A 24,490-nucleotide genomic window follows, 5' to 3' on the forward strand; every position below is an offset into this window, starting at 1 on the left:
CTTCCGTCATCCGGGCCGCGTTTCCGGTTGCGCGCAAGGCTGATTCCCCACGCATTGAGGGAGGATCATGCCGATTTCTTGTGCGATGCACAATGACCGGTGAAGTACCGAGGCGGCCGGCGCAGGGCGGAGCGTGCGCGGTGTCACGCAGTCGTTACGAGAGAAACGCAGAGGCGCGGGCGCAGCGTTCCAAAAGCGCGGCCTTCCGCCTCACACGGGCAGCGCAGGGGGCGGGTCGTCGGACAGCGCCACGACCTTGCCGGGGTTGAGCAGGTCGTGCGGGTCGAGGGCGGCCTTGAGGCGGCGCATCAGGTCGAGGCCGACGGGGTCGGCGGTGCGGGCGAGTTCGTCGCGCTTGATCAGGCCGACGCCGTGCTCGGCGGCGATCGAGCCGTCCATCCGCTCGACGATGCCGTGGACGATGTCGTTGAAGCGGGCCCACTCAGAGAGGAACGCCGCCTTGTCCATGCCGGAGGGCTGGGTGAGGTTGAAGTGAATGTTGCCGTCGCCGAAATGCCCGAACGGGCAGGGGCGCAACGCGGGCATCGCCGCCACGCAGGCGGCCTCCGCCTCTTCGAGGAAGTCGGCGAGGCGCGACAGCGGCAGCGACACGTCGTGCTTGATCGAGCCGCCCTCGGCCTTCTGCACCTCCGGCAGGAGTTCGCGCAGGCGCCAGAGGGCGGCGTCCTGGGCAGCACTCCCGCCGATGGTGGCGTCCTCGACGAGGCCGGCCTCCATCGCTTCCCCGAGGAGTTCCTCCAGCTCGGCGCGGGTGTCGGCGCCGGGGCGCGGCGAGGACAGCTCGACCAGGGCGTAGGCCGCGTGCCGGCCTTCGAGAGGATCCCGCACGTCGATGCCGTGACGCAGGACCATCTCCAGGCCGAAGCGGGGCATGTACTCGAAGGCGGTCAAGCCACGGTCGGCCCCGGCCCGCAGCCGCTCGAACAGGGCGAGCGCGGCGCGCGCCGAGGGTAGCCCGACGAAGCCGACGCTGCGCGACAGCACGCGGGGAAACAGCTTCAGGGTCGCGGCGGTGATGATGCCGAGGGTGCCCTCCGAGCCGATGAAGGCGTGCTTGAGGTCGTAGCCGGCGTTGTTCTTGCGAAGCGCCTTCAGCCCGTTCCAGACTTTGCCGTCGGCCAGCACCACTTCGAGGCCGAGTACGAGGTCGCGGGCGTTGCCGTAGGCCAGGACTGCCAGCCCGCCGGCGTTGGTGGCGATGCCGCCGCCGATCCGGGCCGAGCCCTCCGCCGCCCAGGACAGGGGAAACAGCATGCCGGCGTCGGCGGCCGCCGCCTGCACGTCGGCCAGCACCATGCCGGCCTCGACCGTCATGCTGGCGCCCAGCGGATCGACCGCGCGCAGGCGGTCGAGGCGGTTCAAGGAGAGCACGATCCCGCCGAACGGCACGCCGCCGCCGACGAGGCCGGTATTGCCGCCCTGCGCGGTCACCGGCACCCGCGCCTGCGCGCAGACTGCCACCGTGAACGCGACCTCCTCGGTGCTGCCCGGCTCGACCAGGGCGAGCGCGTGGCCGCGATAGAGCCCGCGCGACTCGACGAGATGCGGTTCCAGCGCCTCGGCGTCGGTCCGCACGTGGCGCGCGCCGAGCCGCTCCGTGAGGGTGGCGAGCAGGCGCGCGGAGGAAGTGTCGGACATCGGTGGGGCAGAGGGCTCCGGAACGGGCGGCGATGATAGGCCGCCCCGCCCGGTTTTGCACGAAGGACCCGCGGCACGCGGGGGTGCCCTTCGCCGTTATCGATCCGCGGCGCGAGGCCGCGCGACCTGCGCTACACTCACCCGACACCAACGACCCGAGGCCGCCCGACGCCATGCTGTCCGTGATCCCGAACCCGACGCGCCCCGCTTTGCCGATCCACGGCAGCGCCGACCTGTTTCCGGTGCGCCGGGTCTACTGCGTCGGGCGCAATTACCGGGCGCATGCCCGCGAGATGGGCGCCGACGAGCGCGACCCGCCGTTCTTCTTCCTCAAGCCCGCCGACACGCTTCAGGTCGTCCCCGAGGGCGTCACGGCGGAACATCCCTATCCGCCGCGCACGGAAAGCTACCATTTCGAGGTGGAGCTGGTGGCGGCGCTGGCCCACGGCGGCCGCGACATCCCGGTCGAGACCGCGGGCACCCACGTCTACGGCTACGCGGTGGGCCTCGACATGACCCGGCGCGACCTTCAGGACGAGGCCAAGCGCCTGTCGCGCCCCTGGGAGATGGGCAAGGCCGCCGATCTCTCGGCACCGGTCGGCCCGCTCTACCCGGCGGGCGACATCGGGCACCCCAAGGCGGGGGCGATCACGCTTCGATGCGACGGGGTCGAGCGCCAGCGCGGCGACCTGTCCGAGATGATCTGGTCGGTGCCCGAGCAGGTAGCCCTGCTCTCCACCTATTTCGAGCTGCATCCGGGCGACTTGATCTTCACCGGCACGCCGTCCGGCGTCGGGCCGGTGACGCGCGGCCAGACGCTGACCGCGCGGATCGAGGGCGTCGGCAGCCTTGCGCTGACGGTCGCCTGAAGGCGACGCAAGGGGTAGAGACGCAACCATGTTCAGTCTCGACCGCCCCTGGCTCTACGGCCTCGTCATGCGCGCCGGCCTCATCACCCGCGGCATGACGCTGGGGGTGCGGGGCGTGGCGATCGACGGGGAGGGCCGCGTCTGCCTCATCCGCCACACCTACGTCGCCGGCTGGCACCTGCCCGGCGGCGGGATCGATCCCGGCGAGAGCGCCCCCGAGGCGATGCGCCGGGAGTTCCGCGAGGAGGCCGAGATCGTGATCGATCCGGGCGCGCCGCTGCGGCTGCACGGCTTCTTCCTGAACGCGCGGGCGCCCCGGCGCGACCACATTGCGGTCTACGTCGCCCCCGTGTTCGCGGTCACCGCGCCGAAGCGACCCGACCGCGAGATCGCCGAATGCGGCTTCTTCCCCCTCGACGCGCTACCACCCGACACAACGCGGGCGACCCGCACCCGGCTCGACGAAATCCGCGATGGAAAGCCTCCGGCGGAGGCATGGTGAGCCCGCCAACGAAAAGCGAAGTTCGCGCTTGCACCGTGGGTCGGAATGGTGTTTAGAACGCCCACCGACGGCGCAGCCCACGGGCGGCGGTGGACGAGATGACACGAGCGGGTGTAGCTCAGGGGTAGAGCACAACCTTGCCAAGGTTGGGGTCGAGGGTTCGAATCCCTTCGCCCGCTCCAGTTTCTCTCATCGGTATTTCACGGAGGCAGCCCCGAGGGCTCGTGGTTCGTGACAGTGAGCGGGTGTAGCTCAGGGGTAGAGCACAACCTTGCCAAGGTTGGGGTCGAGGGTTCGAATCCCTTCGCCCGCTCCAGTTTTTCCGACATGATCTTCACGGCTTCGGGTGTGCGCACGGTTTGCGCCTTGCCTGAACGCTGCTTTGCAGTCTACGACCGTCGAGACGCGGGCTATCCAGCGAGTCGCCCATTCGCGACCGAGCGAAGTCCGGTTCTGTTTCGTTAAGATCGCGTCTCTATCATCATCGTGTCGGCCGGGCAGATCCGGCCTGGAAGTCTTGCCACATGCGCAATGTTTCTCGGCGGTCCTTTACCGTCGAAGTCAAATCGACGGGCCGCCGCGCCTCGACGATCATCCCGACCCGCGTCGCCGCCGCCCCGGCGCCCGTTCCGCAGACCCTGTTCTCGCCCGCCGCCGCCCCGCGCGAGCCGGTCGCCGAGAAGCGCCGCGTCCTGCCGAACCTGATCGAGCCGGAAGTGCCGGAGATCGAACTCGCCCCGCCGCCGGTTGCCGAGGACGTAGTCCCGCGCCGCCCCCGCGGACGGCCGCGCAAGCACCCGCTCCCCGTAAGCTCGCTCCCGATGAGCCCGCCGCCGGTCGCCCGCGCGGCGATCATCGCACCGGAGCCCGTAGTCGTCGCAGCGCCGCCGCCCGTCGAGGCCACGGCACCCGCCCCCGCGCCGCGCAAGCGCAAGGAGATGCCGGGCGCCGAGCTTCCCCGCGGCGAGCGCTGGAAGACCCGGCGCCTCGGACGGTGGAGCCGGTAGTCGAGCCGGAACGGCACGATCCGAGCGAGTCCGGTCACCGGCCGTTGACGTTGCCGACGACAGGAGCGGCGCGCAGGCAAGGTTCCGCAAACCGGTGGTGGCAGTCTGACAGCGCCGACCACCGAAGCGGAGCGCACCGACCATTGCCTTCCCGACCGCCGTCAATTCTCAGATCACCGATGCCGTCACGCAGTCGAACGTGAAGGTTCTCGGCGAAGCGCCGGCCATCGCGATTGGTTCGCTCTACCAAACGATGGCGGATTCGACCGGCATCCTGTTCGAGAACGCTGTGGCCGCTCAGCAGCAGCAGAACACCCTGGCGCAGGCCGCGGCCAACCAGGGCGTGATGCAGATCTATTCGATGGATACGACCGCCGCGGCCGGAACGACCGAGAAGGTCGCCCAGGGCGGCGTCAGCGACAACCTCACCTCGCTGCTCACGGTCCTCAACGGCTTCAAGCAAGGATAAGCCGCGCGAGCCGCGACGATCGGCCGGTTGCCGCGTTGTCGGCTTCGACCGCCCAACCGGAGCCGTTCCATGCCCGCCCGCGCCGCCGCGCTCGCCCTGATCTGTCTCGCGCTGGCCCCGGAGGCCAGGGCCGCCGCCTTCGACGACCTCAAGACCGACCTCGCCGTCTGCCTGCGGTTCGAACTCGACGGGGCGCGGGCCCGGCGCGCCGGCGCCGGCGACGCGGTGCGCCGCTGCGCCGTCGAGATCGAGCGGCTGGACCGGGCCGACCCGCGCCGCCTGCCCGGCGACCGCGGCCTCAGCCCCTCGACGCGCGGCGTGCTCCAGAGCGTTCTGGGCTCGGGCGGACGCTCGCGATCGACCCGCTGAACGGCGGGCTTGGTCCGATCCTCGCCAACCGACTATCCTCGACGGGAGCGCCGAGCAGCGAGGACGTCATGCCGAAGGTCAGCACCTGCCTCTGGTTCGAGCGGGACGCGCAAGCCGCGGTCGACCGCTACGTCTCCCTCATCCCCGACTCGCGCGTCGACCACGTCCAGCGCGCGCCGGGCCCCTGGCCGGCGGGGCAGACCGGCGACGTGCTGATGATCGCCTTCACGTTGGGCGGCCAGAACTTCCAGGCGCTCAACGGCGGCAGCCAAGCCGAGTACGGCACCGCCGCCTCGATCTCGGTCGCTTGCGCCGATCAGGCCGAAATCGATCGCCTGTGGGCGGCACTGACGGCGGGTGGCTCCGCAATTGCCTGCGGCTGGCTGCGCGACCGCTGGGGCGTGCCCTGGCAGATCTTTCCGGAGATGCTGCCGCGCCTGCTCGCCGACTCCGATCCAGGGGTGGCGGCCCGCGTCTTCACCGCCATGCAGGAGATGGTGAAGATCGACGTGGCCGCGCTGGAGCGCGCCGCTGCCGGATGAGGACAGTCTCAAAGCACCCGCCCTAACGATTGGCTCACCTTACCGGGATAGCCTCAGCGGGCTCGTATCCGGAGGGACACGTCAACCATGAGCAGCGGCATCCATTCCTCGCCCGCGCGGCTGTCGGAGGTCTCGCGCCTCGCCACCCTGCTGGCCGACCAAGCGCTCGACGCGCAGATCGAGCGCCGACCGATCCCCGACCTGCAACTGCGCGCCCTCGTCGAGGCGGCCGAGCTGCTCGATGCCTACGGGCAGGCGCTGCCGCCGCTGCTGGGCCAAGTCATGCACGAGATCAACACGGAGCGGGCCGACGCCAAGCAGGCCCGCCGCGACGACGAGATCGGGCGGCTGGCCTGGATGCTGCGCCCGTTCCGCAGCAAGCCGAACGAGCGGCACTGAGCCGTTTTTTGTTCTCCACCGTCATTTCGGGGCCGCGAAGCGGAACCCGGCCCCGAAGGGGCGCGCCGCAGGCGTGCAATCCACGACTGGCCGCGACTTCGTGTGGCCGCACATCACGGGTGGATTCCGGGTTCGCCTACGGCGCCCCGGAATGACGGCGGAGGGATATCAGGTCACCCTGCGGGCCTCGACCTCCTGACAGGGGAGGGCGCTCAGGCCCATTCCCGCTGGGCGAGCTTCGCCTCGAAATCCGCGATGGCCGGGGCGCGCTCCAGGGTCAGGCCGATCTCGTCGAGGCCGTTGAGCAGGTTGCGCTTGCGGCCGTCGTCGATGTCGAAATGCAGCGTGCCGCCGTCCGGGCCCTTGATGGTCTGGGCGGCCAGATCGACCGTCAGCGTCGCGTTGGCGCCGCGCTCGGCGTCGAGGAACAGCTTTTCGAGATCCTCGGGCGAGACGATGATCGCCAGGATGCCGTTCTTGGCGCAGTTGTTGAAGAAGATGTCGGCGAAGCTCGTCGAGATGACGCAGCGGATGCCGAAATCGGCCAGCGCCCAGGGCGCGTGTTCGCGCGACGAGCCGCAACCGAAATTGTCGCCCACCACCAAGATTTTGGCGTTGCGATAGGCCGGCTGGTTGAGGACGAAATCGGGTTTCTCGGAGCCGTCGTCGTTGTAGCGCATCTCCGAGAACAGACCCGTGCCGAGGCCGGTGCGTTTGATCGTCTTGAGATACTGCTTCGGGATGATCCGGTCGGTGTCGACGTTGATGATCCGCATGGGCGCGGCGACGCCCTCAAGGGTCGTGAACTTTTCCATCGTTCGTCCCGATCACTCGTCTCGATACCGTCGCGCGGAGGGGCTATGGTGGTCCCGTTCCGATGTCCGGCACGTTCTAGCAGCGCGGCCGCCGCGCCGGAAGGCGTCGCGCCTGTCCGACGCTCCAGCCTTTGCGCCCCGCTTCATCCGCGCCGTTCAGCGAGGGGGAAGCTGCGCGACATGGCCGAGACGCCCGACACCTTCAAGAAGGCGCCCAAGCGCAAGCCCTCCAAGGGCAAGAGCGTGGCGGTGTCGCCCGAGATGCGGCAGGCCTACGCCGACCTCATCAAGGAGCGCGAGGCGAAGCAGGACGGCTATGAGCGCCACCTGCGCCAGGACGAGCCGAAGCGGCGCTGACGGCTGTCGAATTCAGCGCTTGCGCACGAACTCGGTGCGCAGGACGAGGCCCTTGATGCTGTCGTGGCGGCAATCGATCTCCTCCGGATCGTCCGTGAGGCGGACCGAGCGGATCACCGTGCCCTGCTTCAGGGTCTGCCCCGCGCCCTTCACCTTCAGGTCCTTGATCAGGACCACGGCATCGCCGTCGGCCAGGAGATTGCCGGACGCGTCGCGCACTTCGGCTCGGGCCGCGCTCGCGGCCGCCATCTCCGCGGCCGGGCGCCATTCGCCGGTCGCCTCGTCGTACACGTAGGCATCGTCGTCGGTGGACACGGAGCGGACCTCGGCTGCGGAAGACCCCGTTCTGCCATCGTGGCCCACGCCGGCAAGAGGGGGGCAAGCAGGGCAGTATCGCGCCTGAAGCAGCGCGCCGGGAATCGGGAAGCGACCCATTCGCTTCAGGCTATTCGGCGATATCCGCCGCGCAAAACCGCGTCCTACGCAGCATAACGGAAAGACTGCTGCTGTGCTGTTGGCCAGCGCCGGATGGCGATCGACGCCACCTATCTCGGCCCCTGCGAGGCCGGCCAGAGCCCCGGCGACATCATCCTGCCCGACGGCAAGGTGGTGAAGATGCCCGCGCCCGTCCGTTAGCGGCGGTTGACGCCATAGAGCACGGCCGAGAGCGCGACGCCGAAGGGCAGCCAGAAATGGAGCAGGCCGGTGCCGCTCCACACGGTAAAGCGCTCCTGACAGCCGGTCGTGTTCATCGCGCAGCCGAGCGGGACGAGGGTGAAGAACCACGCGAAGGTGGCGACGGCCAGGATCAGGCCGAAAGCCAGCGACGCGGTTTTCATGTCAGCTCCCATACGCATGAAGCCGCCGACCCGGCAGGATCGGCGGCTTCATCGTCACAACGCAGGCGCGGCGGAGCGGTCACGCCCCGCCGCCACGCCTCACATCGCCTTGAGCGGCCCGGCCTCGATCACGTCCTCGACGGTGCGCAGGCCGGCCCGCGTGGAGTTGACGAGCACCGCCATGTTGCCCGGCGGGTGCTGGTTCTTCCACATCTTGGTGTGGGCGGCCGGGATCTTGTCCCAGGGCAGCACCTCGCTCATGCAGGGATCGATGCGCCGGTCGATCACGAACTGGTTCGCGGCGGATGCCTGCTTGAGGTGGGCGAAGTGCGAGCCCTGGATGCGCTTCTGGCGCATCCAGACGTAACGGGCGTCGAAGGTGATGTTGAAGCCGGTGGTGCCGGCGCAGAACACGATCATGCCGCCGCGCTTGGCCACCAGCGTCGAGACCGGGAAGGTCGATTCGCCCGGATGCTCGAACACGATGTCGACGTCGTTGCCCTTGCCGGTGATGTCCCAGATCGCCTTGCCGAACTTCCGGGCTTCCTTGAGCCAGGTGTTGTATTCCGGCGAGTTGACCTTCGGGAGCTGGCCCCAGCAATCGAAGTCCTTGCGGTTGATGACGCCCTTGGCGCCGAGCGACATGACGTAGTCGCGCTTCGTGTCGTCCGAGATCACCGCGATGGCGTTGGCGCCGCTGGCCGCGCAGAGCTGCACCGCGAACACACCGAGGCCGCCCGAGGCACCCCACACCAGCACGTTCTGGCCCGGACGCACCGTGTGCGGCGCGTGGCCGAACAGCATGCGGTAGGCGGTGGCGAGGGTCAGCGTGTAGCAGGCCGCCTCTTCCCAGGTGAGGTGCTGGGGCCGCTTCATCAGCTGGCGCGACTGCACCCGACAGAACTGCGCGAACGAGCCGTCGCCCGTCTCGTAGCCCCAGATGCGCTGCGAGGGCGAGAACATCGGGTCGCCGCCGTTGCACTCCTCGTCGTCGCCGTCGTCGCGGTTGCAGTGGACGATGACCTCGTCGCCGACCTTCCAGCGCTTCACCTTGGCGCCGACCTTCCAGACGATGCCCGAGGCGTCGGAACCGGCGATGTGATACTCGCCCTTGTGCACGTCGAACGGCGAGATCGGCTCGCCCAGGCCCGCCCAGACGCCGTTGTAGTTGACGCCCGCGGCCATGACGTAGACCAGCACCTCGTCGTCGCCGATGTCCCACACCGGCAGCACTTCGAGCTGGTGCGACTGCTCCGGCGGCCCGTGACGCTCGCGGCGGATCGCCCAGGCGTACATCTTGGCCGGCACATGGCCGAGCGGCGGGATCTCACCGAGTTCGTAAAGGTCCTTGGCTTCCGCCGTCTGCCCGGTCCAGGCCGGCGCTGCGCTCTCCGCCATCGTGGCACTCCCTATTCTGTCGCTTGTCCGCGGGCGTAAGCGCCGCAGCGAACTTGGCTGAAGCTATATGCATGATGTTCCAGGCCTTCCAAGTGGCCTAAAAGGCGAGGATTCCCTCCCTCCGCACAAAAAACAGGCACCGGCCTACGCCGACCCCGGTGAATGCAAAATAATCTTTTGTAGGCCTCCGAATCGGCGCTCGCGGCGACAGCCGGGGCCTGAATCGAGGCCAACGAACCTCGCCGCCGGCTCGCACCGGGCGAGGCGGCCGCGCGCCCGGCAACGCCCCTCGCGGCCGCGTTTTCGGAAATAATCCCGAAAATAAATCTGGATTTGTCCGGATTAAAATCGCGACTTACTTCCGTGACTTAACGCACATCTTCGGAAAAATCGCTCAATGAAGATGCCGGTGCTGTTCGTTTAATCAGCATCTGACACTTTTCGGAGCAGAACCTTGCCGCGCACTCTCACCCTCGCCTCGCTCTCCCTCGCCCTCGTCGCCGGCACGGCTCTGCCGGCCGAGGCGCGACCGGCCGCCGGCCAGGATCGACGCCCGTCGCCGACGGTCGTGAAGAAGAGCAAGACATCCAAGCCCGCCTCGCATTGGTCGAGCATCGCGCCCGATGTCGATCGGGTCGGCGCGCTGCCCGCGCCGGGCCGGATCGTCACCGCCCCGGTGGTCGGCGGCATGCCGACGATGCCGTTCCCCGGCTGGGGCGGCGGGCAGCGCTGCGACATCGTCGTGAAGCGTCCCGGCGGCAACCCGACCCAGGACATGACCGGCTCGATAGGCCACGCCAAGAGCCACCAGAGCAACGGCGGCGCGGGCCGCATCCGCGTCTGCGGCGGCGCCCGCTGATCCCGGACGGCCCGCCCGCTCCGGTGGGAGGGCCGTCTCCGAAAAGTCCGCTTCACCGACTCGTCAAGTTTTCCTCAAGGCTTGGTGCCGGCTCTCGACCTTTCTCCCGGATGACGGGCCGCCGCAGCTTCGCTACGGTGCCGCTCACACTGCGCGCACGGCGCGCGAGCCAGAATGACGTTGAGGGAGTCGAGCCGGATGAGCGCCACCGCGAGCGTCGTCGAGACCAAGAGCGACAAGCCCGAGCGCGACAAGCCTTGGCTGATCCGGACCTATGCCGGCCACTCGAACGCGGCGGAATCGAACAAGCTCTACCGCGGCAACCTCGCCAAGGGGCAGACCGGCCTCTCGGTCGCCTTCGACCTGCCGACCCAGACCGGCTACGACCCGGACGACGAACTCGCCCGCGGCGAGGTCGGCAAGGTCGGCGTCTCGGTGGCGCATCTGGGCGACATGCGCACGCTGTTCGACCAGATCCCGCTGGCGCAGATGAACACGTCGATGACGATCAACGCCACGGCGCCGTGGCTGCTGTCGCTCTATCTCGCGGTGGCCGAGGAGCAGGGCGCGCCGCTCGCGGCGCTCCAGGGCACCACCCAGAACGACATCATCAAGGAATATCTTTCGCGCGGGACCTACGTTTTTCCGCCCGCGCCGTCGCTGCGGCTGACCAAGGACGTGATCCTGTTCACGACCAAGGAAGTGCCGAAGTGGAACCCGATGAACGTCTGCTCCTACCATCTGCAGGAGGCGGGGGCGACGCCGGTGCAGGAGCTGTCCTACGCCCTCGCCATCGCCATCGCGGTGCTCGACACCGTGCGCGACGACCCCGATTTCGACGAGGCCAACTTCTCGAACGTGTTCAGCCGCATCTCGTTCTTCGTGAACGCCGGCATGCGGTTCGTCACCGAGATCTGCAAGATGCGGGCGTTCGCCGAGCTGTGGGACGAGATCGCCCAGGAGCGCTACGGCATCACCGACGCCAAGAAGCGCATCTTTCGCTACGGCGTGCAGGTGAACTCGCTCGGGCTCACCGAGCAGCAGCCTGAGAACAACGTTCATCGCATCCTGATCGAGATGCTGGCGGTGACGCTCTCCAAGCGCGCCCGCGCCCGCGCGGTGCAGCTCCCGGCCTGGAACGAGGCGCTCGGCCTGCCCCGCCCGTGGGACCAGCAATGGTCGATGCGGATGCAGCAGATCCTCGCCTTCGAGACCGACCTGCTCGAATATGACGACATCTTCGACGGCTCGAAGGTGATCGAGGCCCGCGTCGAGGCACTGAAGGAGCAGACGCGCGCCGAGTTGACCCGCATCGCCGAACTCGGCGGCGCCGTCACCGCGGTTGAGGCGGGCGAGCTGAAGCGGGCGCTGGTGGAATCGAACGCCAAGCGCATCGCTGCGATCGAGCGCGGCGAGCAGATCGTGGTCGGCGTCAACAAGTGGCAGAACGGCGAGCCCTCGCCGCTGACGGCCGGCGAAGGCGCGATCTTCACCGTCTCCGAGACGGTCGAGATGGAGGCCGAGGCCCGCATCCGCGAGTGGCGCGCCAAGCGCGACGATAAGGCGGTGGGCAAGGCGCTGGACGATCTCGAAGAGGCCGCGCGCTCGGGCGCCAACATCATGCCGGTCTCGATCGCCGCCGCGAAGGCCGGCGTGACGACCGGCGAGTGGGGCGGGCGCCTGCGCCAGGTGTTCGGCGAGTACCGCGCACCCACCGGCGTCACCCTTCAAACGGTGTCTTCCGGCGCGGCGGAAGAAGCAAAACTCCTCATCGCCGATCTCGGCGAGCGCCTCGGCGAGACGCCGAAGCTCGTGGTCGGCAAGCCGGGCCTCGATGGCCATTCCAACGGCGCCGAGCAGATCGCGCTGCGCGCCCGCGACGTGGGCTTCGACGTGACCTACGACGGCATCCGCCAGACCCCGTCCGAGATCGTCGCCAAGGCGGTCGAGCGCGGCGCCCACGTCATCGGCCTGTCGGTGCTGTCTGGCTCCCACGTGCCGCTGGTGCGCGAGGTGAAGGCGAAGCTGCGGGAAGCCGGACTCGACCACGTGCCGGTCGTCGTCGGCGGCATCATCTCGGCGGAAGACGAGCTGGTGCTCAAGAACATGGGCGTCACCGCGGTCTACACGCCGAAGGACTACGAGCTCGACAAGATCATGGTCGGCCTCGCCAAGGTGGTGGGACGTGCCCTCGACAAGCGCGCCGCCGACAAGGCGGACGCCGCGGCCGGCGTGCCGGGCGCCCCGAAGGGCAACGGGAACGCCGCGCAGGTGTTCTGAGCGGCCGATCCTCATCCCTCTCCCCGCTCGCGCGGGGAGAGGGCTCTCGACCCGAGCCGGGTTACGCCTGCCCGAGATAGCGCCCCCGCAGATGCGCCAGGAAGTCGGCGGTGCCGAGCGGCCGGCCGGTGGCGGCGACGAGCAGGTCGTCGGTCTCCATGAGACTCGCGCGGGCGTGGACATTGGCGCGCAGCCAGCCGAGCAGCGGCGAGAAATCGCCGCGGGCGAGGCCGGGGCGGATCTCCGGCACCGCGCCGTTGGCGGCCGCGAAGAGTTGCGCGGCGGCGAGGGCACCGAGCGTGTAGGTCGGGAAGTAGCCGAAGCTGCCGCCGGGCCAGTGGATGTCCTGAAGGCAGCCGAGGCGGTCGCTCGGCACGGTGAGGCCGAGCAGCTCCTTCATCCCGGCATCGAACGCGCCGGGAAGGTCGGCCACCGCGAGGTCGCCCGCGATCATCGCAGTCTCCAGGCGGTAGCGCAGCAGGACGTGGGCCGGGTAGGTCACCTCGTCGGCATCGACCCGGATGAAACCGGGCTCGACGCGGGTGTAGAGGCGGTGCAGGTTTTCCGCCGTCCAGGCCGGGCCGGCGCCGCCGAAGGCCGCGCGCAGCGCCGGGGCGAGGAACGCGCAGAAGTCGAGGCCGCGGCAGGCCTGCATCTCGACCAGCAGCGACTGGCTCTCGTGCAGGCTCATGCCGCGGGCGAGCCCCACCGGCTGATGGCGCCACGCGGCCGGGCGGCCCTGCTCGTAGAGGGCGTGGCCGGTCTCGTGCAGCACGCCCATCAGGGCGCCGGTGACGGCGGCCTCGTCGTAGCGGGTGGTGATGCGCACGTCGTCGGTGGCGCCGCCGCAGAACGGATGCAGGCTGACATCGAGCCGCCCGCGGGAGAAATCGAAGCCCGCCGCCCTCATCAGCTTGAGACCCAACTCGCGCTGGGTCGCGACCGGGAACGGGCCGGGCAGCGTCAGGGGCGGGGCCTCGGCGGCCTGCCGCCCGCGGACTTCCACGACGAGATCGGGCAGGACTTCGCGCAACTGCGAAAACAGCGGATCGATGCGGGCCTGGCGCATGCCCGGATCGTAGCCGTCGAGCAGGGCGTCGTAGGGCGAGAGCCCGAGCACCGCCCCCTTGGCCTCGCCGACGCGGCGCTGGAGCCGCAGCACCTCCGTCAGGTGCGGGCGCAGCCGGGCGAAGTCGGATTCGGCGCGGGCCTCGCGCCAGACCATCTCGCAGCGGGTCGCGGCCTTGGACGCCGCAGCGACGAGGTCGCCCGGCACGGCCGCCGCGTGGACGTAGGCTCGGCGCATCTCGCGCAGGTTCGCCCGCTCCCATTCGCCGAGGCTTTCGGCATCGGCCTCGGCCTCATCGAGCCGCTCCAGCGTGCGCGGATCGGTCAGAATCTCGTGCGACAGCACCTTGAGGGTCGCCATCTGTTCGCCGCGGGTGTCGGCGGCGCCGTCGGGCATCTGGGTCTGAGTGTCCCAGCCGAGGATGCCGCCGGCATCGTCGAGGGCGCCGAGGCGGGCGAAGGTCGCCGCGAGGGTGGTGTAGGCCTGCATGGGCTTTCCGGATGTTTTTTGGTGCGCTGATGCCGGTCTAGAGGCGAGGGGCGCCGGGAGGCAATCGGGCGAGGGCGGTCCTGCCGTCGCGGCCCGCGCGGCGCGCCAGGGTGAACCAAATGCGTCCGGCAAAAACCCCCGGTTAAGGCTAAGCGCCTATCACCGGCCTCAGGGCTTTTCGCGGAAGACCCCTGCGCCGTCGCCGTCCCTCGAGGGCAGCCGCGGTGCGGCGGCCGTGCCGCGAACGAGCCACCCGAGAGGATCACGATCCTCTCGGCTCTTGTATCGCATCGGCTTTTTCCGAAAGCCGGTGTCCACCTTTCGGGCCGATGCTCGAGCCTTGGTGTTGAAAGGAGCGCCGATGACCAGGGAACAACTCGCGACCGAACTGAAGCGCATGGCCTCCTCGCAGGTCAGCGACATCGAGCGCGCGGTCAAGGCGGGCCACAAGACCATCGCCCTGAACGAGCTGGCCGACCTCGACCGGCAGCTCAAGGCGCTCGCCACCGCCCTCAAGGCGAAGCCCGCAATCCGGGCGTGACCGACCGCGCCGCATCCCGGGAGACCGCCTCCCGGGACCTCAACCCTCGGCGGCGACCGCGGCCAACGGCGCCACCAGGGCCATGACGACCCCGCCGCGCGGATAGCGCAGGCGGGCGCTGCCGCCGAAGCTGTGGACGAGGCTGCGCTCGATCAGGCGAGAGCCGAAGCCGCTGCGGGTCGGCGGGCTCACCGGAGGGCCGCCATGCTCGGCCCAGCGGAACCACAGCCACTCGTTCCCGGCCTCGCCCGCGATCCGCCAGCCGATCCCGACCCGTCCGTCCTCGTTCGAGAGGGCGCCGTACTTGGCGGCGTTGGTGCCGAGTTCGTGCAGCATCAGGGCGAGCGTCAGCGCCGCCCGCGGGCCGACCATGATCTCGGGGCCGGTGACGTGGAACCGCTCCGGCGTCGCGTCCCCGTGCAGGCGCACCGCGCCGTCGACGAGGCCGCGCAGCGAGGCGCTGGCCCAGGCCCCCTGCATCAGCACGTCGTGCGCCTGGGCGAGCGCCAGCATCCGCGCCCCGAGCGCCTCCGCCGCCGCGGGGAGCGAGGGCGCGTTGCGCAGGGTCTGGGTGGCGATGGCCTGGACGATGGCGAGGGTGTTCTTGAGCCGGTGCTCCATCTCCATCAGCAGCACGGCCTGACGCGCCTCGCCCTGGCGCTGCTCCGAGACGTCGCGGGCGACCGCGAGGAGGCGCGGACTCGCGCCCGCCACCGGCGTCACCGTCACGTCCCACCAGACCGTGCCCGCGGCGGAGCGGAAGCGGGCCGGGCTGCCGCCGCGGGCGAGCGCCAGCGCGGCCTCGGCCGCCGCGCGGCCCTCCGGGCCATCCCAGCCCTCGGACCACGCGGCGCCGCGCAGCGTGCCCGCGCGCGGGTTGGCGGCGAGGACGAGACCGGCGGGATCGAGCAGCGCGACGCCGTCCAGGCTTGCGGCGAAAGGAAGAAGCACAGCCTCGTCGGCCACACGCGCGTCGCAGCCCTGCGGGGGCACGAGCACGGCGGCGAGGACGCAGCCGGGCCATCCGGCGCCGGCCGCGAGCGGTTCGGGCGCATTCGGCACGGCGCCGGCGCGCGAGGCGCCCTCGCTCACTCGCTGAAAAACCGCGTCGCCACGGACGCGCTCGGTGTCGGCAGGCGCGAAGCCGCCGTCCAGGCCGATTCGCATGAAAATCCCCCTGGCGCTCGGCCTCGATCCGGCCTCGGGTCGTGTCGGCGCTGCACGCGAGCCGGAGGCTTCGTGGTCTAATGCCGGGGCTTCAACGGGGTGTCGGACTTCACATAAGTCCGCTTCTTGAACCCGCCGCGCCGCCATGCGGGCCGCGACTCGTTACGAGTTCCACGCTAACAGATTCGGCCGCCTTCACAAGGCGACTTCAAAATCGAATAAAGTTTTCGCGATTCGCGAAAACTTGAGAAGAACCGGAGGCTCGGCGTCCGGCCGCCGCTCCGCCTCAGCGGTCGCGGCTGAGCAGCAGCAGCCAGCCGACGCCGAGCATCGCCACCGTCAGGCCGATGATGACGAAGACCGGGGTGCCGAGGTCGATCAGGCGCGGCGCGAGCTGCGTCGCGAAGGCCGCCACCACGAGGCCGACGGCGACCCGCGCGGCGCCGCGCTCGATGCCGCGCACGAGCTTGTCCATGCCTTTCAGCTCGATCTCGACGGTGACGCGGCCCTGCTTGAGCCGCACCAGCATCAGGTGGATCAGGGTCGGCAGTTCGGAGGCCGCGCCGAACAGGCCGGTGCCGAGGGACTCGGCCTTGCGCAGCAGGCCGCGGAGGTTGAACTGCTGGCGCATGCTGGCCCGCACGGTGGGGCCGGCGGCGGAGAACAGGTCGAAGTTCGGATCGAGCTGGCGCATCACCCCGTCGGCGGTGACGAGGCCCTTGAACAGGATCGCCAGATCGGTCGGCATCGCGAGGTCGTTCTCGCGGGCCATGGTCATGAAGTCGGTCAGCACCAGCCCGAGATTGAGCGGAATCGAGGAATGGGTCTGGACGAAGTTCTGGGCCGATTGCTCCAGCTTGGTCAGGTCCGGGTTCGAGGTGCCGGTCCAGTCGAGCAGCGTCGCCATCAGGCCGTCCACGTCCTGCTTGAGCATGGCGCCGATGAGGACGAGGAGCTGCTGGCGCCGCTTCTGCGACAGGCGCCCGACGATGCCGAAATCGATGAAGCCGATGCGGTCGTTCGGCATCACCAAGAGGTTGCCGGGATGCGGGTCAGCGTGGAACACGCCCTCGATCAGGGCCATGCGCAGGAAGGCGTCGCAGCCCTTCTGCGCCAGCGCCTTCTTGTCGGCGCCGAGCGCCTTGAGCGCCGTCGCGTCGTTGGGCGAGACGCCGTGGATGAACTCCTGCACCAGCACCCGCTCGGAGCACCATTCCCAGTGGATCTTCGGGATGACGATGTCGTCGCGGCCGGCAAAGATCTCGGCGATCATCTCGCAGTTGCGGGCCTCGTTGAGCAGGTCGAGCTCGCCGTTGAGGCCGTTGGCGAGGTGGCGCATCTGCTCTTGCGGCTGGTAGCGGGCCATCTCGGGCCACTCCGCCTCGACGATGCGGGCGCCGTGCGCCATCAGACGCAGATCCGCTTCGATCACTTTTCGCAGTCCCGGCCGCAGCACCTTGACCACGACCTCCTCGCCCGAATGCAGTCGGGCGCGATACACCTGGGCGATGGAGGCCGACGCGATCGGCTCGACGTCGAACTCGGCGAAGACCTGCTCGGGCGGCGCGCCGAGATCGGCTTCCAATTGCGGCCCGATCGAGGCCCACGGCACCGGCTTCACCTGGCTGTGCAGCTTCTCCAGTTCGTCGGTCCAGACCGGCGAGAGCAGGTCGGGCCGGCTCGCCAGGATCTGGCCGAACTTGATGAAGGTCGGCCCCAGCGTCTCGATGGCGCGGCGCAGGCGCTCGGGTTGCGACAGGCGGGTGACGTCGACCCGTGGCGTCCGGCGCGGGATCAGCGGGATGTTGTGGAGGCCAAGCCGGTCCACGACCTTGGTCAGGCCGAAGCCGATCAGGACCGAGGCGATCTCGGACAGGCGCTGACGATCGCGCGCGGCGACGAAGGCGGTCTTGAGCATTCGATCTCTTGAGCGTGCCGCTCGGCGTGTCGCGCCAGGGAAACTCGGCATCGGGCCGCCGGAGCGCCCCTCGCCGGAGCGCTCGCACAGGCCATGCCCATGGGGCTTTTTTGGGATGGGGCGGACGAGGCTTCGCTTGCCGGCCGCTATTCCTCGCCGCGCCGCTCCCGCCGCAGCCGCTCCCACCATGCGAGGCGCTCGCCGTAGCGGGTCTCCATGCCGCGGTCGGTCGGCTCGTAGAAATGCTGCCGCCCGAGGCCTTCGGGCCAGTAATCCTGGCCCGAGAAGGCGTCGGGCTCGTCGTGATCGTAGCGGTAGCCTTCGCCGTAGCCGATCTTGCGCATCAGCCCGGTCGGCGCGTTGAGGATGGTGCGCGGCGGCGGCAGCGAGCCGTTGGCCTTGGCGACCCGCGTCGCGGCCTTGTAGGCGTTGTAGACCGCGTTCGATTTGGGCGCGCAGGCGAGGTAGACCGTCACCTGCGCCAGCGCCAGCTCGCCTTCCGGCGAGCCGAGGAAGTCGAAGGCGTCCTTGGCGGCATTCGCCACGACCAGCGCCTGCGGGTCGGCGAGCCCGATATCCTCCACCGCCATCCGGACGAGACGGCGGGCGATGAACAGGCGGTCCTCGCCCGCATCCAGCATCCGGCAGAGATAGTAGAGGGCGGCGTCGGGGTCGGAACCGCGCACGGTCTTATGCAGGGCGGAGATGAGGTTGTAATGGCCCTCCTGCGCCTTGTCGTAGATCGGCGCCCGGCGCTGCACCAGCGTCTGGAGCGTCTTGGCGTCGAGCGTCTCGCCGGGCCGGGCCGAGCGCCAGACCTCCTCGGCGAGCGTCAGCGCGGCGCGCCCGTCGCCGTCGGCCATGCGGACCAGCGCGGCGCGGGCCTCCTCGTCGAGGGGCAGAGGACGGTTCTCCATCTGCTCGGCCCGTGCCAGGAGCCGGGCGAGCGCCGCCGGATCGAGGGCGCGGAACAGCAGCACGCGGGCGCGGGAGAGGAGCGCCGCGTTCAGCTCGAAGGACGGGTTCTCGGTGGTGGCGCCGACCAGCGTGACGGTGCCGTCCTCCATCACGGGGAGGAAAGCGTCGAGCTGGGCGCGGTTGAAGCGGTGAATCTCATCGACGAAGAGCAGCGTGCCCCGCCCCGTCGCCCGCCGCCGCCGGGCTGCCTCGAACACCTTTCGCAGTTCCGCGATGCCGGAGAAGATCGCCGAGATCTGCTCGAAATCGAGATCGGTCTCATGGGCGAGCAGCCGCGCCACGGTGGTCTTGCCGGTGCCGGGCGGCCCCCAGAACACCAGCGAGCCGAGCGACTTGCCCGCGAGCAAACGCGTCAGCGCGCCGTCGGGCCCGGTCAGGTGCTCCTGGCCGACGACTTCGGCGAGACGGCGCGGGCGCAGCCGGTCGGCGAGCGGACGCGGCGCACCCGCCTGAAGACCAGCGGAGACGAACAGATCGGACATGGCCCCGCATCAACACCGCCGCCCGCCCCACGGCAAGGGCTCGATGCCGAACGGCGCGGACCACGAGCGATGGTCCGGCTCCAAACATCCAGCGGGCGACCGCCGCCCGGCACCTCGCGGGGGCCATCGATCGGAGGACATGCGGAGCAACGCGACGCCACCGTGATGTCTTTCACGAAACTCCCGTCGCACCGTCGAGGCGCTCAATCTCCCACGGCGCGACGTCGGCCTTGATGGGGTGGTACAACAAATCGTGCCGCTCGAAATCCTGCGGGCTCTCGTGAAAGTACCGCGGACGGGTCGGGCGAAAAACAAACGATCCGCTATTCAGCTTCGGTCCGCCGATATTGTTACTATAGTTTTTCCCGCGACGCACTTCCGGGCATAAGCGACCTATTCCGCCGATATCCTCGACCTGTAAGCCGAGGAGAAGCGCGACCGTCGGCACGATGGCTTCGTAGTGACCGGCCCAGACGCGGGCATTCACCTCGCGGACATAGGCGCCCACCATCTTCCGCGAGAGGCGCATGATGGGCAGGAAGGCCCTGTGCAGTTGCTCTTCCGACAGGGCGACAGGCGGCTTCAGCCGCGGCCAATGATGCCATCCCGGCATATCGGCTTGAGAAACGACGCTGGTCGTCAACAGATCCGCGGGGTTGTCCTCGAACTGCGCGAAGAAGTTCGACCAGTTTCCCGCAAAATCGACATCGTACTCGACGACCCAGATGTAATCGGCTTCGATGGCCAATAGACTTGAAAAAATCGCGACATCCAAGAGACCGCCTCGAACGCCGCCATTATCGACCATGGCTTGCCAGCGGAGTGGAATCGCCGTCGCTGCCGGCTCGTATGGAACTCCGATCTCCAAATCCGCTCCGCGGCCGGGATTGAAGCCCATCGTCCACGGCAGGATGGACCGTGTCTCATCCGTCAAGCGTTGAAAATGGGCGTCTATTCTTGCGGAGCGCACGTGGGTCAGAAAGATCCCGGTCTGCTTCACGCCAATCCCCCCACCGTCGGCCGAACCGCATCGGTACGACCGGCGGCACAAACGGTCCCCTTATACCGATCGGCGGTGAGGGTGACTCACGGGGTTTCCCGGGTGTGGCGGATCTGATTCGATGAGACGAACCGGGAGGGTTTGCCATGTCAGCTGCCGTGCCGCTGCGGGAGGACTTCCGGGCCGATGATCTGCGGCCGCTTGGCCCGAGAGAGCCGGGATGGGCCAGAGCCGCCGGTTGTTGACGCTGTCTGCGGTCTACGACGGTGCCAGCCGATCGATGGGCCCGCGCCGCTGCAAAGCGACGATGATCGTGCCGTGGCTGTGCCGTTTGCGGATCGCCCAGTCGTCGACCCCGCGGGTGAGCCGAAAACGGGGCAATCCCAAACAATGTGGCCTCAAGCGGTCAGCAGTTGCGGAAGGGATGTCGTGGGTGGTCCTGGGCCGGTCTGCGGCAGACGCAGACGGGAGAGGCGTACAACCGGATTACTCTTCATCCAGCCAAAGCTGCCGAGGGACCGCTTGAGGTGGAAAGCCGATGTTCAGAGCGAGGATGCTGAACGTTAATTTTGCGAACGCACTGAACTTACGAGCTCGCGATGAAGACTGCGCGCCGACGTCATCCAGAGCAATACTGTAGTCAAACTGTCATTAATGAATCTAAGTGATGACTATAAAATATACTGCAGCGAGGATGCAAAGGTCGTGGCGGAAGCGGATGGGAATCGAACCCACCCTACGCTGTTGGCGCAGCACTGGTTTTGAAGACCAGGGAGGCCACCAGGCCTCGTTCGCCTCCGAGATCACTGTAGCATGGTCCCATCGGAAATGCGCTGCGACGCTCGCGCACCGGGATGGTCACGAAGCGGTGATCCCTTCGTCGAACCGATCGAGCGTCGCCAGGAGGACGGCTTCATCCTCCAAGGTGCGCAGATCGAGGCGAAGCGCGCCCTCCGTGATCCGACCGATCACCGGCACCGGCAGGGCGCGGAACGCGGCGGCGAGGCGCTTGAGCCATGCCCCCTCGCCGCGCCGCCCGACCGTAGCCGGTGGCCGGAAGGCGAGGCAGGCGCTCGGCAAAGTCTCGACCGGCAGGGCGCCGGAGCCGATCTGGCTGGTACAGGGCTCGACCGTGACCTGAGCGATCCCGCCGATCCGCTGCGTCACGGCAGGCAGCAGGCGTTCGGCATGGGCGGCGATGTCGTCGCGCTTGCGGGTCAGCAGCCGCAGGGTCGGCAGGCGCTCGTGCAGGCGCTCGGGATGGAGATAGAGGCGGAGCACCGCTTCGAGCGCCGCGTAGGTCATCTTGTCGACCCGCAGCGCCCGCTTGAGCGGGCTTTTGCGCACGCGGGCGATGAGGTCGCGCCGGCCCGCGACCACGCCGCACTGGACGGCGCCGAGGAGCTTGTCGCCGGAAAAAGTGACGAGGTCGGCGTTGGCGAGTGCCGCGCGCACGGTGGGCTCGGCCGGCAGGCCGTAGTCGGTAAAGTCGATCAGGTTACCGCTGCCGAGATCGACCGCGAAGGGCACGCTGTGCTCCGTGCAGAGCCGGTGCAGGTTCGCCTCGCCGGCCTCGGCGGTGAAGCCCTGGATCGCGTAGTTGCTGGCATGCACCTTCATGACGAGGCCGGTGCGGGGGCCGAGGGCGTCCTCGAAGTCGCGCAGATGCGTGCGGTTGGTGGTGCCGACTTCGCGTAGCCTACAGCCGGCCCGGACCATCACGTCGGGCACGCGGAACGAGCCGCCGATCTCCACCAACTCGCCGCGGGAGACGATCACTTCTTTCCGCATGGCGAGCGCGTTCAGCAGCAGCAGCACCGCCGCCGCGTTGTTGTTGACGACGATGGCGGCCTCCGCGCCGGTCAACCGGCAGATCAGCGCCTCGAGATGGTCGTCGCGCTCGCCCCGCTCGCCGCGGGCGAGGTCGAATTCGAGGTTCGAGGCGCCCGTCATCACCGCGGCGACGGCCTGGGCCGCCTCCGGCGGCAGCGGCGCGCGGCCGAGATTGGTGTGCAGCACCGTGCCGGTGAGGTTGAGGACCGCGCGCAGCGAGGGCCGGTTGTCCCGTTCGAGACGATGCGCGACGCGGGCCAGCAACGCGTCCGGGCCTGCTAGGGTCGCGTCCCCGGCGCGGATCGCGGCCAGCACCGCGCGAATCGCATCGGTGACGGCGGAGCGGCCGTAGGTCCCGGCCAGGGCGAGGGCGGATTCGTGCGCCAGCAGGCGATCGACCGAGGGCGGGCGCGCGGCGGGGGCGGTCTGGCTCATGGGATTCTTCATGCGGGCTCGCCCGCGTCGGTGAGCGGGCGCGACAGCCGGGTCGGCAGCGTGGCGATGCGGAGCCTTGCCCGCAGCCGACGCGACAGCGCCTCGACGGCGAGCGTCAGGATCACGGTCGCGGCGATGAGCACCACCGCCACGTCGATGCGCAGCTCGCTGATCGCCGCATCGACGTAGAAGCCGAGCGTGGCGACGCCGAGTAGCCCCAGGATCGCGCCCTCGCGCAGGATCAGCTCCCAGCGATAGAGCAGATAGGCCAGGAACTGCCCGTAGAGCCGCGGCAGGGTCTCGTAGGCGTAAAGGTTGAGACCCTTGGGCGCGTCGAGGCGGTAGGCGAGGCCGTCGGCGTGGCGGCCCATCAGGTAACCGACGATGCCGGCATTGTGGATCGCCAGCGCCAGGATCGTGGGCAACATCGAGGGCCCGAGGAGTTGCAGCAGCAGGTAGGCGAGCATGTATTCCGGCGTCGAGCGCACGACGACGAGGAGAATGCGCCCGAGCGGGCGCCCCAAAGGCCCGGTGAAGCGCCGGGCGGTGAGCGGGAACAGCACCAGCGCGCCGAGAGCGGTGACCACCAGCGCGATCTGCGCCAGCACGAGCGTTTGGAGCGCACCCGGAACGATCTGGCCGGTCAGGATCGGGGCGAACCACGCCCACAGGCCGGTCCAGGTCGCCGGATCGGCGAGCGCGCCCTCGCGCAACGGCGCGGGGACGATCGAATGGGTGAGGAAGCGGGCGAGCCCGGCGCCGATGTCGGTCGTGCCGACCGTGGCCGGCAGGACGAGGAGGCTTGCGACCGCCAGGAACGGCAGGGTCGCGGGCCGCACCCAGAGCCGGCGCGTGCCGATCAGGCCATAGAACACGGCAAGCAGCGCCGCGGCCTCGCCGTAGCGGCCTTGGCGGAAGGCGGATTCGAGATGGAAGCCCATGGTCGGCAGGCCGATGAAGCCGAGCACCAGGGTCGAGCGCAGGCCGCATTCGAAGCGGTAGAGGGTGTAGTGGCGCAAATTCGCCGCGACATCCGGCAGGCGGGCATAGAGGAAGGCCGAGACCGCGCCGGTGCCCGGCGGCAGGACGCGGAGAGCCGCGAGATCGGCCTCCTCGATGATCTCCGAAAACACCTTGGCGCAGATGCCGGCATAGGGCAGCGCGATGGCGAGCAGCCCGGTCGTCGCCGAGAGCCCGAAAATCTGCATCAGCAGGAGCGCCCAGAACAGCTCGTGCACCGCCCGCAAGGACGCGCAGAAGAGGCGCACCGCGCGGGAGCGGGCGAAGGGGATGGCGAGCAGAAAGCCCGCTCCGGCCCCGAGGCCGACGCCGAGCACGGCGAAGGCGATTGTGTAGGCGATGCTGAGCGGCAGGACGGACGCGAAATCCGGCCGCATCAGCCCGGCGAGGAGTCGGCGCAGATCGGCCCACGGATCGAGGCTCGCCACGTGGAGGTCGGCGAGCGCCAACGCCGCGAACGCGGCGAGGGCAAAGCCGGCGCTCGCCGCGCGATAGCCGAGGGGCTTGTGCGCCAGAACCGTGCTCACGCCGCGGCCTCGTAGAACCGCGCGAGCGTCCCCGCGTCGAGATCGCGGGCGGGCGCATCGAGAACGATCCCGCCGGCATCGAGCACGACGATGCGGTTCGTCTGCGCGAGCGCCAGCGGCACGTCGTGCAGCGCGACGATCACGGTCGCGTGGTGCTCGGTGAGCCGTTCGAGGATCGCGGCGCCCTGGCGCCGGTCGAGGGCGGAGACCGGCTCGTCGGCAAGCAGGATCGGCCGCCCGTCGTAGAGCGCACGCGCCACCGAGACCCGCTGCTGCTGCCCGCCGGACAATTCTCCGGCCCGCGCCCAAAGGGCCTCGCCGAGATCGACGCGGGCGAGCACGCCGCGCACGGCCTCGACATCGGCTTTGGCTGGCCGGACGAGGGTGCGCAGGTTGTGGAGCGTCGAGCGCCGGTCGAGCCGGCCCATATAGACGTTGTGGAACACCGACAGCGTCCGCACGAGCGCGGCGGCCTGCGGCACCAGGGCGATGTCGCGCGCCGCTTGCCCGTGGATCAGCCCGATCAGCGTCGACTTGCCGGCCCCGGAGCGGCCGAGCAGGGCCACCCGCTCACCGGCTCGGATCGTCAGGTCGATCCCCGAGAACACGGTGCGGCCGCGATACGAGGCCGAGGCGTTCGCTAGCACGATCGGGGGATGGGGCACGA

Annotated in this window: 24 protein-coding genes and 3 tRNA genes; 13 read left to right on the plus strand and 14 right to left on the minus strand. The window is 69.4% G+C overall.

The window, feature by feature from the left end; genetic code table 11:
• Positions 1-210: 210 nt before the first annotated feature.
• Positions 211-1,659, minus strand: a complete 1,449-nt coding sequence (locus tag ASG52_RS17990) for an FAD-binding oxidoreductase (protein ID WP_056246273.1) — start codon at positions 1,657-1,659, stop codon at positions 211-213.
• A gap of 173 nt (positions 1,660-1,832) precedes the next feature.
• Here ASG52_RS17990 and ASG52_RS17995 point away from each other — a divergent pair, with 173 nt between their 5' ends.
• From ASG52_RS17995 to ASG52_RS18035, 9 genes are all read left to right on the plus strand, one after another.
• Entirely contained in the window at positions 1,833-2,528 is a 696-nt protein-coding gene (locus ASG52_RS17995; RefSeq protein WP_056246276.1) for a fumarylacetoacetate hydrolase family protein, read from the plus strand.
• Between the two features lie 28 nt (positions 2,529-2,556).
• On the plus strand, positions 2,557-3,030 hold the full coding sequence (locus tag ASG52_RS18000; RefSeq protein ID WP_056246279.1) for an NUDIX domain-containing protein: 474 nt from the start codon (positions 2,557-2,559) through the stop codon (positions 3,028-3,030).
• Between the two features lie 107 nt (positions 3,031-3,137).
• Positions 3,138-3,212 (plus strand) — tRNA-Gly (locus ASG52_RS18005).
• Positions 3,213-3,271: 59 nt separating this feature from the next.
• Positions 3,272-3,346 (plus strand) — tRNA-Gly (locus ASG52_RS18010).
• Between the two features lie 208 nt (positions 3,347-3,554).
• A complete protein-coding gene (locus ASG52_RS18015) occupies positions 3,555-4,037 on the plus strand; it encodes a hypothetical protein (RefSeq protein WP_056246283.1) in 483 nt (160 codons plus the stop codon).
• A gap of 142 nt (positions 4,038-4,179) precedes the next feature.
• Positions 4,180-4,506: a RebB family R body protein gene (locus tag ASG52_RS18020; protein ID WP_056246286.1), complete on the plus strand. Its 327-nt coding sequence runs from the start codon at positions 4,180-4,182 to the stop codon at positions 4,504-4,506.
• A gap of 69 nt (positions 4,507-4,575) precedes the next feature.
• Positions 4,576-4,875: a hypothetical protein gene (locus tag ASG52_RS18025; protein WP_056246289.1), complete on the plus strand. Its 300-nt coding sequence runs from the start codon at positions 4,576-4,578 to the stop codon at positions 4,873-4,875.
• 68 nt (positions 4,876-4,943) lie between these two features.
• A complete protein-coding gene (locus tag ASG52_RS18030; RefSeq protein ID WP_056246292.1) occupies positions 4,944-5,417 on the plus strand; it encodes a VOC family protein in 474 nt (157 codons plus the stop codon).
• A gap of 87 nt (positions 5,418-5,504) precedes the next feature.
• Positions 5,505-5,816, plus strand: coding sequence for a hypothetical protein (locus tag ASG52_RS18035; RefSeq protein WP_056246297.1), 312 nt, complete (start codon positions 5,505-5,507; stop codon positions 5,814-5,816).
• 212 nt (positions 5,817-6,028) lie between these two features.
• Here the strand turns inward: ASG52_RS18035 and leuD are convergent, their stop codons facing one another.
• Entirely contained in the window at positions 6,029-6,631 is a 603-nt protein-coding gene (gene leuD / locus ASG52_RS18040; RefSeq protein WP_056246300.1) for a 3-isopropylmalate dehydratase small subunit, read from the minus strand.
• A 180-nt stretch (positions 6,632-6,811) separates the two neighbouring features.
• Between leuD and ASG52_RS27950 the strand changes: the two genes are divergently transcribed.
• Complete coding sequence (locus ASG52_RS27950) at positions 6,812-6,988, plus strand: hypothetical protein (RefSeq protein WP_200945632.1); 177 nt, start codon at positions 6,812-6,814, stop codon at positions 6,986-6,988.
• Positions 6,989-7,000: 12 nt separating this feature from the next.
• Here ASG52_RS27950 and ASG52_RS18045 read toward each other — a convergent pair whose 3' ends face one another.
• The 3 genes from ASG52_RS18045 to ccrA all read right to left on the minus strand — a co-directional run bounded on the left by ASG52_RS18045 (position 7,001) and on the right by ccrA (position 9,225).
• Entirely contained in the window at positions 7,001-7,237 is a 237-nt protein-coding gene (locus ASG52_RS18045; protein WP_502691087.1) for an alkylphosphonate utilization protein, read from the minus strand.
• Between the two features lie 383 nt (positions 7,238-7,620).
• Positions 7,621-7,827 carry a hypothetical protein gene (locus ASG52_RS18050; RefSeq protein WP_056246306.1) on the minus strand — a complete coding sequence of 69 codons (207 nt, stop codon included), beginning with the start codon at positions 7,825-7,827 and terminating at the stop codon, positions 7,621-7,623.
• A 99-nt stretch (positions 7,828-7,926) separates the two neighbouring features.
• On the minus strand, positions 7,927-9,225 hold the full coding sequence (gene ccrA, locus ASG52_RS18055) for a crotonyl-CoA carboxylase/reductase (protein WP_056246309.1): 1,299 nt from the start codon (positions 9,223-9,225) through the stop codon (positions 7,927-7,929).
• 454 nt (positions 9,226-9,679) lie between these two features.
• Between ccrA and ASG52_RS18060 the strand changes: the two genes are divergently transcribed.
• Positions 9,680-10,084: a hypothetical protein gene (locus tag ASG52_RS18060; RefSeq protein ID WP_056246311.1), complete on the plus strand. Its 405-nt coding sequence runs from the start codon at positions 9,680-9,682 to the stop codon at positions 10,082-10,084.
• A gap of 198 nt (positions 10,085-10,282) precedes the next feature.
• Entirely contained in the window at positions 10,283-12,364 is a 2,082-nt protein-coding gene (locus ASG52_RS18065) for an ethylmalonyl-CoA mutase (RefSeq protein ID WP_056246314.1), read from the plus strand.
• 61 nt (positions 12,365-12,425) lie between these two features.
• Here ASG52_RS18065 and ASG52_RS18070 read toward each other — a convergent pair whose 3' ends face one another.
• Positions 12,426-13,922, minus strand: coding sequence for a carboxypeptidase M32 (locus ASG52_RS18070; RefSeq protein ID WP_056246317.1), 1,497 nt, complete (start codon positions 13,920-13,922; stop codon positions 12,426-12,428).
• Positions 13,923-14,283: 361 nt separating this feature from the next.
• Between ASG52_RS18070 and ASG52_RS18075 the strand changes: the two genes are divergently transcribed.
• A complete protein-coding gene (locus ASG52_RS18075; RefSeq protein ID WP_056246319.1) occupies positions 14,284-14,463 on the plus strand; it encodes a hypothetical protein in 180 nt (59 codons plus the stop codon).
• A 39-nt stretch (positions 14,464-14,502) separates the two neighbouring features.
• Here ASG52_RS18075 and ASG52_RS18080 read toward each other — a convergent pair whose 3' ends face one another.
• The 8 genes from ASG52_RS18080 to ASG52_RS18115 all read right to left on the minus strand — a co-directional run bounded on the left by ASG52_RS18080 (position 14,503) and on the right by ASG52_RS18115 (position 24,488).
• Positions 14,503-15,630: a sensor histidine kinase gene (locus ASG52_RS18080; protein ID WP_056246322.1), complete on the minus strand. Its 1,128-nt coding sequence runs from the start codon at positions 15,628-15,630 to the stop codon at positions 14,503-14,505.
• A 286-nt stretch (positions 15,631-15,916) separates the two neighbouring features.
• Positions 15,917-17,548 (minus strand): ABC1 kinase family protein, encoded by a 1,632-nt coding sequence (locus ASG52_RS18085; RefSeq protein WP_056246326.1) that lies wholly within the window; start codon positions 17,546-17,548, stop codon positions 15,917-15,919.
• Positions 17,549-17,694: 146 nt separating this feature from the next.
• Positions 17,695-19,008, minus strand: coding sequence for a replication-associated recombination protein A (locus ASG52_RS18090; protein WP_056246329.1), 1,314 nt, complete (start codon positions 19,006-19,008; stop codon positions 17,695-17,697).
• Between the two features lie 172 nt (positions 19,009-19,180).
• Positions 19,181-20,008, minus strand: coding sequence for a hypothetical protein (locus ASG52_RS18095; RefSeq protein ID WP_056246332.1), 828 nt, complete (start codon positions 20,006-20,008; stop codon positions 19,181-19,183).
• 706 nt (positions 20,009-20,714) lie between these two features.
• Positions 20,715-20,807 (minus strand) — tRNA-Sec (locus tag ASG52_RS18100).
• 59 nt (positions 20,808-20,866) lie between these two features.
• Positions 20,867-22,276 (minus strand): L-seryl-tRNA(Sec) selenium transferase, encoded by a 1,410-nt coding sequence (gene selA / locus ASG52_RS18105; protein ID WP_286159094.1) that lies wholly within the window; start codon positions 22,274-22,276, stop codon positions 20,867-20,869.
• A gap of 8 nt (positions 22,277-22,284) precedes the next feature.
• Positions 22,285-23,823: a PhnE/PtxC family ABC transporter permease gene (locus ASG52_RS18110; RefSeq protein ID WP_286159095.1), complete on the minus strand. Its 1,539-nt coding sequence runs from the start codon at positions 23,821-23,823 to the stop codon at positions 22,285-22,287.
• Positions 23,820-24,488, minus strand: coding sequence for an ATP-binding cassette domain-containing protein (locus ASG52_RS18115; RefSeq protein WP_056246338.1), 669 nt, complete (start codon positions 24,486-24,488; stop codon positions 23,820-23,822). Before ASG52_RS18115 ends, ASG52_RS18110 begins: the two co-directional genes overlap by 4 nt.
• Between the last annotated feature and the right edge of the window lie 2 nt (positions 24,489-24,490).

This window comes from Methylobacterium sp. Leaf456, from assembly GCF_001425465.1.
Taxonomy (GTDB): Bacteria; Pseudomonadota; Alphaproteobacteria; order Rhizobiales; family Beijerinckiaceae; genus Methylobacterium.